Genomic DNA, 14197 nt, shown 5'->3' with positions numbered 1-14197 from the left:
TAAGTTCTTGCGTGTTCGTGTATCTATGAATGTTGGTGCATTTCATAGTAGCACGTTCACTTATCCGATAATCTTTTCGTCCAACAATTCTTTCATCATCGCCTCGATGTCGGCATCTGTGGCGGTTAGCGTTTTGCTTTCTTTAGCTTGGAACACGATGTTTTGCACGCTTTTCACTTTAGTGGGCGACCCACTTAGTCCGCATTGTGCAGCATCGCCATCAACATCAGCCACGCTCCATTGGTTAAGTGTGAGGTAATCACGTTGGTCGTAGAGTTCAGGATGTGGCTCTTTGCCGTTTCGTTCCATGGGGCAGCGAGCGTTTTTGTACTTCATCACCAGCTTAGCGTTGCAGGGTCGGCATGGTGCAGCGCTACCGTTAACCGTCACAACGCATGGCATAGGAGCCTCAACCGTTTCTACACCACCGTCGATATGTCGGCGAATGGTGAGTTTTCCGTCTTCCACTTTTAGAATTTCTTCGGCGTAGGTTACTTGGTTAAGGCCCAATTTCTGTGCCACCTGTGGTCCTACCTGAGCTGTATCGCCGTCGATTGCCTGGCGTCCACCGATAACGATGTCCACATCTCCAATTTTTTTGATGGCAGTAGCCAGTGCATACGAGGTTGCCAAGGTGTCGGCACCGGCGAAAAGCTTATCGGTGAGCAGCCAACCAGTGTCAGCTCCGCGGTAAAGTCCTTGTCGAATGATTTCACCTGCACGTGGAGGCCCCATGGTAAGCACGCCAACGGTAGAGCCGGGGTGCAGTTCTTTAAGACGTAGGGCCTGTTCCAATGCGTTTAAGTCTTCTGGATTAAAGATAGCGGGCAATGCAGCGCGGTTCACAGTGCCTTCTGCCGTCATGGCATCTTTGCCCACATTTCTCGTGTCTGGTACTTGTTTGGCAAGTACAACGATTTTCAAACTCATAGATTTTTTATAGTAATATAATGTGATTTCAGTTTGTAAAAGTACGCTTTTTTTGGTTTATGGCAAAAGAAATAAAACAAAAATAACGTAAGAAAGGCTATAGTTGCTACTTTTCTAAGCGAGTGGCATGCAGCTTGAGGCTTGAGTTGCAAAGGCTGCATGCCACCTGTGGGGTGTTAAAGCGTTGTGTTTTGTTGGCATTTTTTATGTTTTGCGTGGCTGTTCAGGTGGTAAAGCATTAGCGAAACGTTACACCTTGTGCTTCGCTTACATGGCCTTTGTTGTCGATATGCACAGGGATGAAGGCCACGAACCACGACTCGTTGGGGAAAACGCGTGGACAATAAAGACTAATTTTGTTCCATCCAGCCTTCAATTTCACCTTTGCGGGTTGCCTCATCCAAAAGAATTGTTCGTTGGTAAAGGGGATTTCCGAGGGTGCTTGGTGCCATGTTTGGTAGTGATAGCGGTATTTGGCTGGTTCTTTCCATGGCTCTGAGGGAAATACTTCAGTGCCATTGGCAAACAATCTGCCTTGCGATTCCCATTCGCCTTGATAGCCAATACCATCTGAAATGCGCGAAGAGCGTGGTGTGGTTTCAAATCCCACCCATGCTGTTATCACTGTGTCGCGGTCTACATGTATCTGTGTTTCCATCCAAGCATCCATGGTTGGCAGCAGTTTTACATTGTGGCGCTTGGCCACTTCCATGATATTCACCACGCCGCCCCATGCATTAACCCATTTCATGGAGTCTTTTTGAGCGCCTCTACGGGTGGGAAGCGTCACGCGCCAAGGCTGACTAGCGTTGGCCACCCATCGCATATCGTAGTCGTAAAGCAGGTTGTTGCGCAGGTAAACCATCTTTTTTTCAAAGGCAACAAGCTTTTTATGCCATTCGCTATTAGGCTGTGGCACCACATTTTCTTCGCTCATGGCCACGCCCATGCCGCCATGCCAGAACCGTTCGGCAAAGGGAAGCAGTGCTTGTGGCATGCCGTTGTGTGGAAAAACCAACGACTTGTTGTCGGCTCGCACGTCGTTCCACAGACAAAGTATACCTCCCAGCGCCTTATCGTTGGCCTTAGCCACACCGCAAGGCGTGTGTAGCAGAAGCTTGTTGACGTTGGTAAAGGGATTACCTTTATTAAGATAACCCATATACGAGTCTACATAGCGGTGCACATAGGCGTTGGTATTCACGGCTACGGCTTGATTTTCGCGCCAAATTTGTGCTATAGCCTTAGCCGACGCTGGCAAGCCTGGGTCCCAAACCATCACTTCGCGGCCGTGTTTTTGCGCTATATCTTCGCAAAAAGCAATAAACTCGGCGGGTTTGTCGATGTGTATTTCGTCGCTCCCGATATGGATAATGGGGCAATCGGCCTTGGAAATCTCGTTGAAAAACTCTTCCAAGCATGCCTTTAACACTTGCTTTCCCTTCTCGGTGGCCATGCCAAAGCCAAACGTTTTGTCGAAATACTGACTGTGTCCGGGCATATCTATCTCGGGAATAACGCTTACTCCCAAGCTTTTGGCATAAGCAATAACTTCGCGTATTTGATTGTAGGTGTAGAATTTTCCCTCATCTCGACCCTTGCGTTGATACTGTGGGTCGTTTAATTGCGGATAAACCTTGCATTCGATGCGCCACGCAGGGTTGTCGGTTAGGTGCCAATGAAACACGTTAACCTTAAAGAGCGACAGAAGGTTGATATACGCTTTCAGTTGTGTATGCGGTATAAAGTTTCGCCCAGTGTCTAACATAAACCCGCGAATGGGGAATGCAGGATAATCTTTTACATGCACCAAGGGGAATGTACCGTTGGGCGTTACCAGCTGTTTGAGCGTTTGTAAGCCCCAGATATATGCGCGTTGGTTTTTCGCTCTGATGATAGCTTTCCCCTTAACGATGTCTAGCGTATAGCCTTCGTCGGGCAAATCTAGCTTAGCGTCTATTTGCTGTTCGATGTTTTTCACTTTTGTGTTGCCACCTTTCAAGGTAATTTCCACGGGTGTAGGCACCACTTGTTGGGCTAAAACTTTGGAGATAAGCGTATTCATGCAAAGCACAACCAGTGCGCATGCCAATGTTCTGCGTTGTTGGTGTATAGTCATTGTTTGGGTCTTAGGGGGTTGTTTGGTTGAGTGTGTGGGTTGTGGGTAGGTAGTTAGCAGGTGTTTAGTGTGGATAAGGCATACAATGATTGATGCCACATGTGTGTTTAACAATGTCAATAGTTTGCTTTTGTTGCTTGCGAGTAACAAATGCAGAGGCTATTTGCGTCAAAGTTATGCCTTAGGATGTGCGCCAAGGGTCACAATCCTCGCGCGTGCGTATTATATAAGGAGTGTTCTATAAACTCACGTTCTGGCATAGTTGACCAAAAGTGAACTTATAGAACACACCAAATATATAAAACACTGGTTGCAACATGTACACGTACGTGTAAAACGAACGTGTTTCTTTCATTTCGATGTTCTCTATTTTGCGTCTGTTTGTCCTTGTTGGGATTCGCAATGGCATCGTTTACCATGCACAGTTGCGAGTTTAGTTCAATACAACAAGGTTGAATACGCAAAGAACCTTAAGCGAAATCTTCAAAACCAGTATAAAAATCGCCTTACTTATGTCCTTGTCGCAGGATAGATACCAGTTCGATTGTGTAAATCAGTGTAGAGTAGGCCGGTACAGACACCGTGGTGCTAAGTGCAGGAGCCACAGTTCCAGTTCCTTGAGCCGAGCCAAAGCCCAGTTGGTAGGGCACATAAATGCGCCACTTAGCCCCAACAGGCATGTTTTGCAATGCCGTTTGTAGGCCAGGAACAGCCGTTACCATAGCCATTTTTGCAACGCTAGCAGTGGTTTTGTCTCCAGTTCCCACATATGTTTGTTGGAAAACTTTTCCTTGTGGATAGCCAGGCGAGGGTTTTAGTCGGCCTTGCAGTATCACGCGCACCGTGTCGTTTTGCATGGCGTACTCGCTACCTGCACCCGTTTCAATCACCTGAATGGCCACGTTGTCGGTGCTTTTCTTCACTGCAGCGCTAGGAAGTGTGATGTTAGGTATCACCTTCCATTGGGCAGAGTTGGCCTTAGCCACATTATAGATGCTGTCGAAATAGGTCTCGTTAGTCGCTTGCCAGTTAGGAAATTCGTTTGCCGAGTTATCTGTTTCGCTGCATGCGGTGAAGGCCATGGCCACGAGTGCGGTCGCAGCCAGCAGTAAAAGGCTTTTTCTCTTCATTGTTATTGCATTTTTTTGAGCAACGAGGTGATGCTCACCTTGTCTTCAATTAAATTCTCAAGTTGGTCTATGTTCACGCGCTCTTGTTGCATAGTGTCGCGGTAGCGCAGCGTAACGCAGTTGTCTTTGAGTGTATCGTGATCCACCGTTACGCAGAAAGGCGTACCAATAGCGTCTTGTCGGCGATAGCGTTTACCGATGGTATCTTTCTCGTCGTAGTGGGTGTTGAACTTAAATTTCAGCGCGTTTACAATTTCGCGAGCCTTTTCGGGCAGTCCGTCTTTCTTCACCAAGGGCAATACCGCCAGTTTAACAGGAGCCAGTGCAGCGGGCAATTTCAGCACAGTACGTGTTTCGCCGTTCTCCAATTTCTCTTCTTCGTAGGCATGACACATCACCGATAGGAACATGCGGTCTACGCCAATACTGGTCTCGATAACATACGGCGTGTAGCTTTCGTTGGTTTGTGGGTCGAAGTATTTAATGCTTTTGCCCGAGAATTTCTCGTGTTGCGAGAGGTCGAAATTGGTTCTTGAGTGAATACCTTCCACCTCTTTAAACCCGAAAGGCATGCGGAATTCGATATCAGAAGCAGCATTGGCATAGTGAGCCAGCTTCTCATGGTCGTGAAAACGATAGTTTTCTGCCCCGAAACCCAATGCTTGATGCCATTTCATACGTGTTTCTTTCCAGCTGTGGAACCAGTCTAGTTCCGTACCAGGCGTAACGAAGAACTGCATTTCCATTTGCTCAAACTCGCGCATACGAAAGATAAACTGGCGTGCAACGATTTCGTTTCTGAACGCCTTACCTATCTGTGCGATACCAAAAGGCACCTTCATACGACCCGTCTTTTGCACATTGAGATAGTTCACAAAGATGCCTTGTGCTGTCTCGGGGCGTAGATAAATCTTGCTTGCAGCATCCGATAGCGAGCCCATTTCGGTAGAGAACATCAGGTTGAATTGGCGCACATCGGTCCAATTCTTTGTTCCGCTGATGGGGTCTACAATTTCTTCGTCGATAATAATTTGTTTCAGTTCTTCCAAGTTAGGCCCTTGCATGGCTTGCGCATAGCGTTCGTGTAGGGCATCGCGTTTAGCAAGCTGTTCTTGCACACGAGGATTTGTTTGGCGGAACATAGTCTCGTCGAAGCTATCACCGAATTTTTTGGCAGCCTTAGCCACCTCTTTATCTATTTTTTCCTCGTATTTAGCAATTTGGTCTTCTATCAGCACATCGGCACGATAGCGTTTTTTCGAGTCGCGATTGTCGATAAGTGGGTCGTTAAAAGCGTCAACGTGCCCGCTAGCTTTCCAAATGGTGGGGTGCATAAAGATGGCCGAGTCGATGCCCACAATATTCTCGTGCAGCAGCACCATGCTCTTCCACCAATATTCTTTGATGTTGTTTTTTAGTTCAACGCCGTTTTGTCCGTAGTCGTACACGGCTCCCAGTCCATCATAAATATCGCTGCTAGGGAACACAAACCCATATTCTTTGCAGTGCGAAACTATTTTTTTGAAAACGTCTTCTTGTGGCATTGTTTTTTTCTTATTTACTTATTTGTGGCACAAAGTTACACATTATTTCTGATAGATGGCGAACTGGGGCGTTAAAATCAGCGTTTTAGGTGGGGTATTGTAAGGCGTTTAACGTTGTGTTACCCTATTTTTTACCTCATGTTCACCAAGCGAACATACAAAGTAGACAAACCATAAAAGTGTCAATTGCCCGTTTGGGAGCAATCAACGCTTCTGTTTTTGTATTTTAATTTATTTATTTCGAGGGCAACGTGTCGCCATTCTCCTCCCCAGAGTTTTAGTGTATCACATAAGATATTTTTGCAACGATGGCATGACTGCCGTCTACGCTTCCTAAATATCTGAAAGTGTACGCTCCTCCAATCTTCCAATGTTTTGAAATAGCAAAGTCTAATCCTGCGCCTGCCGTTACTAGGTACGATGTTCTTTTTAAGGCATCCCTTTTAAATCCCACAGTCTCTGATATGTAGTTAGACGTATAACCATCAACAGTTCCAATTCCAACAAGACCTTGTATATATGAATTGAAATGTTTTAGTGAAACAAAGTTGAAGCCAATGCCCGTAGAAATAGAATAATCTTGTCGATAGGCAGAAAGTATAGTTCTCCCTATGGCTGTTTCTTCGTAATAAGTTGTGCCGTCGTCTGTGCCACCATAGAGGTCTGCAGCCCAATACATCCTATTCGTTAAGAAATATTTGGCTTGAAATCCAAAACCAAATCCTGAGTCAAATGAACCAAAATAAGGGTTGTCTATCTTCGTAAAAGATAATTTTCCACCATAAACAGCTAGTTCCGCCTGTCCCTTCTGTGCGAATAAAGGAGCGCACATGATGCAGGTAAGTAATATAAATAAAATTCTTTTCATGCTCATTTAGGTTTTACTGTGAAAATGATTTATTATTAAATTAGATGTTTCTTTCTTAATATTATATCCCTTTCGTAGGGTAGTGAAACAATTTACTCATAATTCATTAAGTTTCGATTATAACGCATGTAGATATATCTTACCATCTTTGTGCTTCATTCTGTAATGATATAAGCAATGTTTTCTATTGCAAATTTAAAGCTTTTGTTTTAGTATGCCTTCTTTCGTTGTGAATTTTTAATACAAAAAAATAAAGATATAGCTGCTGGAAGGCTCGATAAATAATAATAAATGGTTCTTACTAATGTTATCCGTAATTTAAATGTAGCTTCAATATTATTTGTCTGTTATTAAGAATATCAAAATACTTTGCTGTTGTGGTATTTAAGTGTTGTATGGTGTATTATAAAAAGTAGTTTAGGCGAATGATACAAACATTTTAAATTTGTGTTCTCTCGCAAACGCTAAGGTCTAAGGTTAAGGGGGTGTATGAATGTTAAGGTGGTTTTATAAATTATATTTGCTGCGTTTTTAGCAAGATGTTTGGTCTTTTTGTTTCAATATACTTAATGAATGGTACATCGAAAGTGAAAAGGGTGATGCTAGATAAATGAAAATAGGCTGTGAGCAAAAGCATAAAGCGTAATAATTGCGCCTTTATGGGAAATTTTTCTTGAACATACCTTTCGTAAGAGAAAGTCATAGCTAGGCAAAAGTGTCCAAAATAAATAATTGTTAATAGTAAAATATCGCTAATCCAAGTTTTATTTGTATTTTTGCATGATACAGAATAAACAGACTGGTGTACCTGTTTCATACGCAATGAGACAAAAAGAGAAACTCACACTATGGACGACGAAATAAAAGACCCGAACGAACTTGAAGACGATGGCTTGAATAAAGCCGACGAAATGGAACAAGAAGAAAATGAGGAAGAGGGTGTTGAAACCCACTCCGACTATAAACCCGCCGACCGCTTCGACGCCTCGGCGGTGCATCACCTTAGTGGCATGTACCAAACTTGGTTTCTGGATTACGCCTCGTACGTTATCCTGGAACGTGCCGTACCCAATATCGCCGACGGATTAAAGCCTGTGCAGCGACGCATCTTGCATTCGATGAAACGCATGGACGATGGTAGGTACAACAAAGTGGCTAATATCGTGGGACACACCATGCAATTTCACCCTCATGGCGATGCCTCTATTGGCGACGCTCTTGTGCAAATGGGACAGAAAGACTTGCTTATCGATACGCAAGGCAACTGGGGAAATATCCTCACTGGAGACCGCGCTGCCGCACCACGTTATATCGAAGCGAGGCTTTCTAAATTCGCTCTCGACACGGTTTTCAATCCCAAAACCACTCAATGGCAAGCTAGCTACGACGGACGAAACAAAGAACCCATCTCCCTACCCGTGAAGTTTCCCTTGCTCTTGGCGCAAGGGGCCGAGGGTATTGCCGTGGGATTAAGTTCTAAAATACTGCCCCACAACATGCGCGAACTGTGTGAGGCTGCCATTCTCTACCTTAAAGGCAAACCCTTTAAGCTTTATCCAGACTTCCCCACGGGTGGTTCTATCGACGCTAGCCGATACAACGACGGACAAAGGGGCGGCTCTGTAAAGGTTAGGGCTAAGATTGAAAAACTCGACAACAAAACACTGGTGATACGCGAAATACCCTTTAGCAAAAACACCACCACGCTTATCGAGTCTATTCTCAAAGCCATAGACAAAGGTAAAATTAAAGCAAAACGCGTTGACGATAACACAGCGGCCGAAGTTGAAATACAAGTGCACCTCGCACCGGGCATCTCGTCGGATAAAACCATCGATGCCCTATACGCTTTTAGCGATTGCGAAATTAATATCTCGCCCAACTGCTGCGTTATCGAAGACAATAAACCTTGCTTCCTCACCGTTAGCGAGGTGCTGCGACATAATGTTGACAGCACAATGGGACTACTAAGGCTGGAGCTACAGATAAGAAAAGACGAACTGCTTGAACAACTTTTCTTCTCTTCGCTCGAAAAAATCTTTATCGAAGAACGCATCTATAAAGATAAAAAGTTTGAAAATGCCGAAAATATGGATGCCGCTGTTGAACACATCGACAACCGATTGACGCCTTTCAAACCCAACTTTATTCGAGAATTGCGACGCGATGACATCATGCGACTGATGGAAATCAAAATGCAACGCATTCTTAAGTTTAGCAAAGATAAGGCCGACGAACTGCTCGCACGTATCAAAGAAGAAATTGATGGCATCGACCACGACCTGGCTCACATGACGGATGTTACCATCAAATGGTTTAAATTCCTCATCGAAAAGTATGGTAAAGACCATCCACGACTCACTGAAATAAAGAGCTTTGAAACCATTGAGGCTACTAAAGTGGTGGAAGCCAACGAAAAACTCTATATCAACCGTCGCGAAGGATTTATCGGTACAGGTCTCAAAAAGGATGAATTCGTGTGCAACTGCTCTGACATCGATGATATCTTGGTGTTCTATCGTGATGGCAAATACAAGCTGGTGCGCGTGGCCGACAAAATTTTTGTGGGTAAAAACGTGATGCATCTCCAAGTGTATAAACGCAACGACAGACGCACCACTTATAATATGGTGTACCGCGATGGCAAAGAGGGTAACTACTTTATTAAGCGCTTTAATATTACTAGCATGACGCGCGATCGCGAATACGACCTTACCCAAGGCACTGCTGGCTCGAGAGTGGTGTACTTCACCGATAACCCCAATGGCGAAGCCGAAACCATTCGCGTTATACTCGAACCCGAATCGCCCATCAGTCGTAAGAAATGTGTGGTGGATTTCGATTTCTCTAAGGTGATAATTAAGGCTAGAACTTCGCGTGGTAACATCATTTGCAAACGACCTATAAAGAAAATTGGTTTGCTCGAAGCCGGACATAGCACCCTGGGAGGACGAAAAGTGTGGTTCGACCCTGATGTAAATCGCATCAACTACGACGACCATGGCCAACTGCTAGGCGAGTTCAACGAGAACGATTCTATTCTCGTGGTGCTCGACAATTGCGAGTTCTACCTCTCTGACTTCGATGCCAATAACCATTATGAGGATAATTTGAAAATTATTGAGAAGTGGGACCAAAGCAAAGTGTGGAGCGCCGTGGTGCTCGATGCCGATAACGATAATTTTGCTTACGTCAAACGCTTTGTGATGGAAGGCTCTAAACGCAAGCAGTCTTTCCTTGGCGATAACCCCAAGAATAAACTGCTCTTCCTCTCCGACCAACCTTACCCCCGTATCAAAGTTGTTTTCGGTGGCTCCGACAAAGAACGGGCACCCATGGAGATTGATGTTGAAGAGTTTGTTGCCATCAAAGGCTTTAAAGCTAAGGGCAAACGCATCACCACTTGGCATGTAGACCACGTGGAAGAACTAGAACCTACGCGCCAGCCCGAACCTGAAACCGAACCTGATGACGACACCAATGCTGCCGATGGCAATGCTAGCGGTGCTGCTTCCACGGCTTCTTCTTCGCCTCGCGTTAAGTCAACGCCCAATCCTCAACAAACTAGTCTGTTTCAAGATGAATCCTAATGTTTTCTCGTTGCCTTGCATCGCAAACGCAACAACATCTATCAACGGCCATCTTCCAGCTCGCGTTCGCCAATCAACGTGGGCGGGGTGGGCCTTCTGCCTGCTTTTGTTGTGCATCAGCACCTTGGTGCAGGCCCAAACCCTACCAGATGCCTACGCGCTAGAGACTAACCGCAAGATAACAACCACTGCTCGCATGCTAGGCATCAGTCGTGCGCAGGTGCTCGACACTTATCTCTCGCCCGAACACTACACTGGCACCGACCTCCATTTTATCTCTTCCAACCAGCGCGAACGCGAAGGTAAACCCCTCTCTCAGCTTTTCACCCATACAGGCAACGTGGCCTACCTAAAGAATAGAGCACAGAGTGGCACCGAGATAGCAGGCATGTACAGCTTTGGTTATGGTGTGCACTATGCATTTGGCTTGCTCCAACAGCGCCTACAACTGCAAGTGGGCGCAAGGGCCGAGGGCAACGTGGGCTTTATCTACAACACCCACAATTCTAATAATCCTGCCCAAGCACGCCTGTTCTTGCATTTCGCTCCTTCGGCAGTGGCCAGTTACAAGGTGCGTGTGGCCAATGTGCCACTGCTTTTACGTTACGAGGTGAGCGTGCCGTTGGTGGGCGTGATGTTCTCACCCAATTATGGGCAGTCGTATTACGAGATTTTCTCTCAAGGCAACTACGACCACAACATCGTACCCACCACCATTGCCTCTGCTCCCTCGTTTAGGCAGATGCTCACTGTTGATTTTCCCGTGCTCCATTCCATTGTGCGCCTGGGGTATTTGGGCGACATACAGCAGTCGGCTGTCAACAACCTTAAAACGCATGTCTACACGCATGGCGTGGTTATTGGCTTGGTTAAACGTTTCACTCTTATCAAGATTGCACCATGAAAACCACTCGTTTACGCACGCTTATCATGTTTCTTACACTCTGTTTTACACTTGGCGCATGCGTTGATGTGGAACAGTATGACAATAGCCCACGCGGAAACTTCGAAAAACTATGGCAAATAATCGACGAAAATTATTGCTTCTTCGACTATAAACAGCAGACTTACGGACTGGATTGGAATGCTGTTTACAACAAATATGCACCACAGTTTGGCGACGATATGACCGAAGAGCAAACCTTCGAGGTGCTTTCTAATATGCTGGCCGAATTAAAAGACGGCCATGTTAATCTCTTTGCACCCTTTGACGTGGGCCGCAACTGGTCGTGGAAAGAAGATTATCCCAGTAACTTTAGCGAAGACCTCATAAAAAAATACATCGGAACAAGCTACAAAATAGCGGCCGGAATGAAGTATTGCATACTTAACGACAATGTGGGCTATCTGCGTTGCTCAACGTTTACTACAGATTTCGGTGCTGGTAATCTCGACCGCATATTGCTTTATCTTGCTCCTTGCAATGGATTGATTATCGACTTGCGCGACAACGGTGGCGGAATGGTTTCTAGTGCCGAAACATTGGCTGCACGTTTCACTAATAAAGAGGTGAAAGTGGGCTATATTCAGCATAAAACAGGGCGTGGACACAACGATTTTTCGCCTCTTCGCGAGCAAATTCTTAAACCGTCTAATGGGCTAAGGTGGCAAAAAAAAGTGGTGGTTCTCACCAATAGGGGCGTGTTTAGTGCTGCCAACGAGTTTGTGAAATATATGCTTTGCTTGCCCAATGTGGCTGTGGTGGGCGACCAAACTGGTGGTGGCGCAGGTCTACCTTTCACCAGCGAGCTGCCCAATGGCTGGACGGTGCGCTTCTCGGCTTGCCCCATTTACGACCGCGATGGCAAAAACACCGAGTTTGGTATTGCGCCAACGCATCCTGTTAGTCTTAACATTTTGGATGCAGCTTCGGGTAAAGACACCCTCATTGAGTATGCTCGAATGTTGCTTGTGAATTAAACTTGTATGCCCTTGGCCTTTATTTGCTGTTGGGGTGGCTATCTTTTAAAGGTGCTATGGGCGCTGCTTCCGCCCGTAGCACCTTTTTCTTTTTATGTGTGGTTGGTTGTTTGTGAAGATGGTTTTGTAAAAATAATCCACCAAATTTTAACATTATGAGTGCCTTCTTTGTTCGCAAACCTGCACTCGTCTCTGTTTATGCGCGTATTTTAAAAGTTTGTAACAGTCTGATATTTAGTGTTTTGTGCGATTTTATGCCTAAAACACCCCTTTTTTACCCCCTAAAAACCCGCAAAATGCAGCAAAATCCGTGTGTTTAGCACCAAAACGCAGTGCGTTTAGCAGCAAAACGCAAGGCTATATGCACCAAAACGCATGGCTAAATGCAGCAAAACGCACGACTAAATGCAGCAAAATGCGCCAAAGTAGGGTTAAATGAGGAGCCGAAAAACTGTTGTGCCGATGCTTCTAGAAAGGTGAAATGCTATGAAAACGCAGAAATAGCAGACGAAAACGCGTTACTTCGCCTCAGCATCCACCCTCATTTTTCACCTTTTATAGTGCTTTTACTGCTCTTTTTTCGCTAGAAGGGGTGGGGCGAGAGAGGTGTATTTGTAAAGATAATTTACTTTGCGGCTTCGTTCTTAGAACACAATGCTCCACCAAATACACACCCTTTTTGTGCGTAAACACATATAAACGAGCCACGAGCACAAAATAAAAAAGGAGCAACCACATTGTGTTGCCCCTTTTATTATTGCTGTTTGCAGTGCTCACTTGCTTCAAAGCACTGCTAATGTTTTTTTCAATAAGCTATTTTTTAGAACATATAGGCAAACGAAAGCGAGTAGAGACCCATTCTAGAATTGCCAAAATTAGAATAGAATTGGTTAAAACCTCTGTCATAACCTAAGATAAACTGATACTTATCTTTCACTTCTAGGCCCACGCGAACGCCAGCACCCCATGCAAAACGGTTTTGAACCTTATTGCCAAAGCCATCTTTCGCCGTAAACACATTGTCGTATGTAGTTCCTTCTTCGGTTTTATCGTCTAGCTTCACCATTTCGTATTTAAGTTTTCCAAACAATCCCATGCCGACATAAGGACCGCCATTAACCAGCAGTTTTACGTCTTGCGACACCGGAAATTTATAGCCCACGTGTATGGGAAGCATCAAATACCAAGGCGAGGCATGCTCGGTGAGCGTTTTATAGCTATTAGTTCCAAGGTCATCAAATTTCACTTGCCAAGGGTGCGACTCAAATTGTAGCGATGCATCTGCATACCAACCCTCGGTTAAGCTTTTAAAACCTAACTCGGCTTTAGCTCCAATGCTGAATCCCAGTTTCGCATCTAGATAGTTTGCTGTGTGTACATTTACGCCTGCAAGTGCACCAAATCTAACATTTTGTGCTGCTATTGGCAGACAAAGTGCCAAAGACAGCAGCGTAAAGATGATTGTTCTTTTCATAATTCTTGAGTTTAATTATTTAATTGAATGTCTAGGTATAAGCGTTAAAACTGCAAATGGCATCGCGAAAGCCCTTTTTAGGGTAACCTTTTGAGGGGGTGATTTTGCTAACTTTGGCGCATGCATTTATTGCAAGGGCAGCAGGGCGCTGTGTGCAGCAAACATTCTAGTCTTACTTTTTCCCCTCGTTTTGGGCTAGCGTGTTGCCATTTTGTTTGGATGTTGTTTACGTTAAATCTTCAAGTTGGTCATTAATCATTCGCAAAGATAGTTTAATCAACTGATATTGCGCGAGAAAAACGCTTAGAAATTGTTTTTTGTGTTTTTTTTAACGTAGCGTTAAGCCTTTATTCCCAGTCAAGACGCAACACCTTTTATACCATAGTTCATCTTGGTGTTATCGGGATAAAGGCACACAAGATTAGGTATTGTGAGACGTGTTAGTTATGTAAAAGGTGGGATATGAAAAGGTTAATACCACTCAATAGACAGCCCTTCGCAGGCTAATAATACAAAACAGGCACAAGTGTGGTGTAATAAGATGCAGTTTTTTAACAGTTTGAAATTCTAATCTGCAAGAAAATAAATAACCGAAAAAGGTGATAAGAAGTTGCATAGTGTA

Annotated in this window: 9 protein-coding genes; 3 read left to right on the top strand and 6 right to left on the bottom strand. The window is 44.8% G+C overall.

Features of this window, described 5'->3' with window-relative positions; all coding sequences use genetic code 11:
- Nucleotides 1-60 precede the first annotated feature (60 nt).
- The 5 genes from QME03_RS05450 to QME03_RS05430 form a co-directional block, all read right to left on the bottom strand.
- On the bottom strand, nt 61-930 hold the full coding sequence (locus tag QME03_RS05450; RefSeq protein ID WP_025816028.1) for an electron transfer flavoprotein subunit beta/FixA family protein: 870 nt from the start codon (nt 928-930) through the stop codon (nt 61-63).
- 238 nt (nt 931-1168) lie between these two features.
- Complete coding sequence (locus QME03_RS05445; RefSeq protein ID WP_281723717.1) at nt 1169-3049, bottom strand: family 20 glycosylhydrolase; 1881 nt, start codon at nt 3047-3049, stop codon at nt 1169-1171.
- Nucleotides 3050-3555: 506 nt separating this feature from the next.
- On the bottom strand, nt 3556-4179 hold the full coding sequence (locus QME03_RS05440) for an FKBP-type peptidyl-prolyl cis-trans isomerase (RefSeq protein WP_025816032.1): 624 nt from the start codon (nt 4177-4179) through the stop codon (nt 3556-3558).
- A gap of 2 nt (nt 4180-4181) precedes the next feature.
- Nucleotides 4182-5723: a glycine--tRNA ligase gene (locus tag QME03_RS05435; RefSeq protein ID WP_281723716.1), complete on the bottom strand. Its 1542-nt coding sequence runs from the start codon at nt 5721-5723 to the stop codon at nt 4182-4184.
- Nucleotides 5724-6000: 277 nt separating this feature from the next.
- The gene (locus QME03_RS05430; protein ID WP_281723715.1) at nt 6001-6591 is read right to left on the bottom strand and encodes an outer membrane beta-barrel protein; all 591 of its coding nucleotides are present in this window, start codon (nt 6589-6591) and stop codon (nt 6001-6003) included.
- 848 nt (nt 6592-7439) lie between these two features.
- On the opposite strand from QME03_RS05430, the gene QME03_RS05425 reads away from it, so the two are divergent.
- Genes QME03_RS05425 through QME03_RS05415 form a run of 3 tightly spaced genes read left to right on the top strand, consistent with a single transcriptional unit; the run spans nt 7440 to nt 12101 of the window.
- Nucleotides 7440-10181 carry a DNA gyrase/topoisomerase IV subunit A gene (locus QME03_RS05425; protein ID WP_281723714.1) on the top strand — a complete coding sequence of 914 codons (2742 nt, stop codon included), beginning with the start codon at nt 7440-7442 and terminating at the stop codon, nt 10179-10181.
- Nucleotides 10171-11085 (top strand): DUF3316 domain-containing protein, encoded by a 915-nt coding sequence (locus QME03_RS05420; protein ID WP_281723713.1) that lies wholly within the window; start codon nt 10171-10173, stop codon nt 11083-11085. The genes QME03_RS05425 and QME03_RS05420 overlap by 11 nt, the downstream gene beginning before the upstream one ends.
- A complete protein-coding gene (locus QME03_RS05415) occupies nt 11082-12101 on the top strand; it encodes a S41 family peptidase (RefSeq protein WP_281723712.1) in 1020 nt (339 codons plus the stop codon). The genes QME03_RS05420 and QME03_RS05415 overlap by 4 nt, the downstream gene beginning before the upstream one ends.
- 820 nt (nt 12102-12921) lie before the next feature.
- Here QME03_RS05415 and QME03_RS05410 read toward each other — a convergent pair.
- A complete protein-coding gene (locus tag QME03_RS05410; RefSeq protein WP_281723711.1) occupies nt 12922-13575 on the bottom strand; it encodes an outer membrane beta-barrel protein in 654 nt (217 codons plus the stop codon).
- Nucleotides 13576-14197 lie beyond the last annotated feature (622 nt).

Source organism: Hoylesella shahii, from assembly GCF_937990675.1.
GTDB lineage: Bacteria > Bacteroidota > Bacteroidia > Bacteroidales > Bacteroidaceae > Prevotella > Prevotella shahii.
This window is presented reverse-complemented; position numbering and strand designations above follow the sequence as displayed.

Bases quoted from the DNA above. Each gene is read 5' to 3' on its own strand.
- QME03_RS05450 (WP_025816028.1), bottom strand. From the start codon at position 930: ATGAGTTTGAAAATCGTTGTACTTGCCAAACAAGTACCAGACACGAGA.
- QME03_RS05445 (WP_281723717.1), bottom strand. From the start codon at position 3,049: ATGACTATACACCAACAACGCAGAACATTGGCATGCGCACTGGTTGTG.
- QME03_RS05440 (WP_025816032.1), bottom strand. From the start codon at position 4,179: ATGAAGAGAAAAAGCCTTTTACTGCTGGCTGCGACCGCACTCGTGGCC.
- QME03_RS05435 (WP_281723716.1), bottom strand. From the start codon at position 5,723: ATGCCACAAGAAGACGTTTTCAAAAAAATAGTTTCGCACTGCAAAGAA.
- QME03_RS05430 (WP_281723715.1), bottom strand. From the start codon at position 6,591: ATGAAAAGAATTTTATTTATATTACTTACCTGCATCATGTGCGCTCCT.
- QME03_RS05425 (WP_281723714.1), top strand. From the start codon at position 7,440: ATGGACGACGAAATAAAAGACCCGAACGAACTTGAAGACGATGGCTTG.
- QME03_RS05420 (WP_281723713.1), top strand. From the start codon at position 10,171: ATGAATCCTAATGTTTTCTCGTTGCCTTGCATCGCAAACGCAACAACA.
- QME03_RS05415 (WP_281723712.1), top strand. From the start codon at position 11,082: ATGAAAACCACTCGTTTACGCACGCTTATCATGTTTCTTACACTCTGT.
- QME03_RS05410 (WP_281723711.1), bottom strand. From the start codon at position 13,575: ATGAAAAGAACAATCATCTTTACGCTGCTGTCTTTGGCACTTTGTCTG.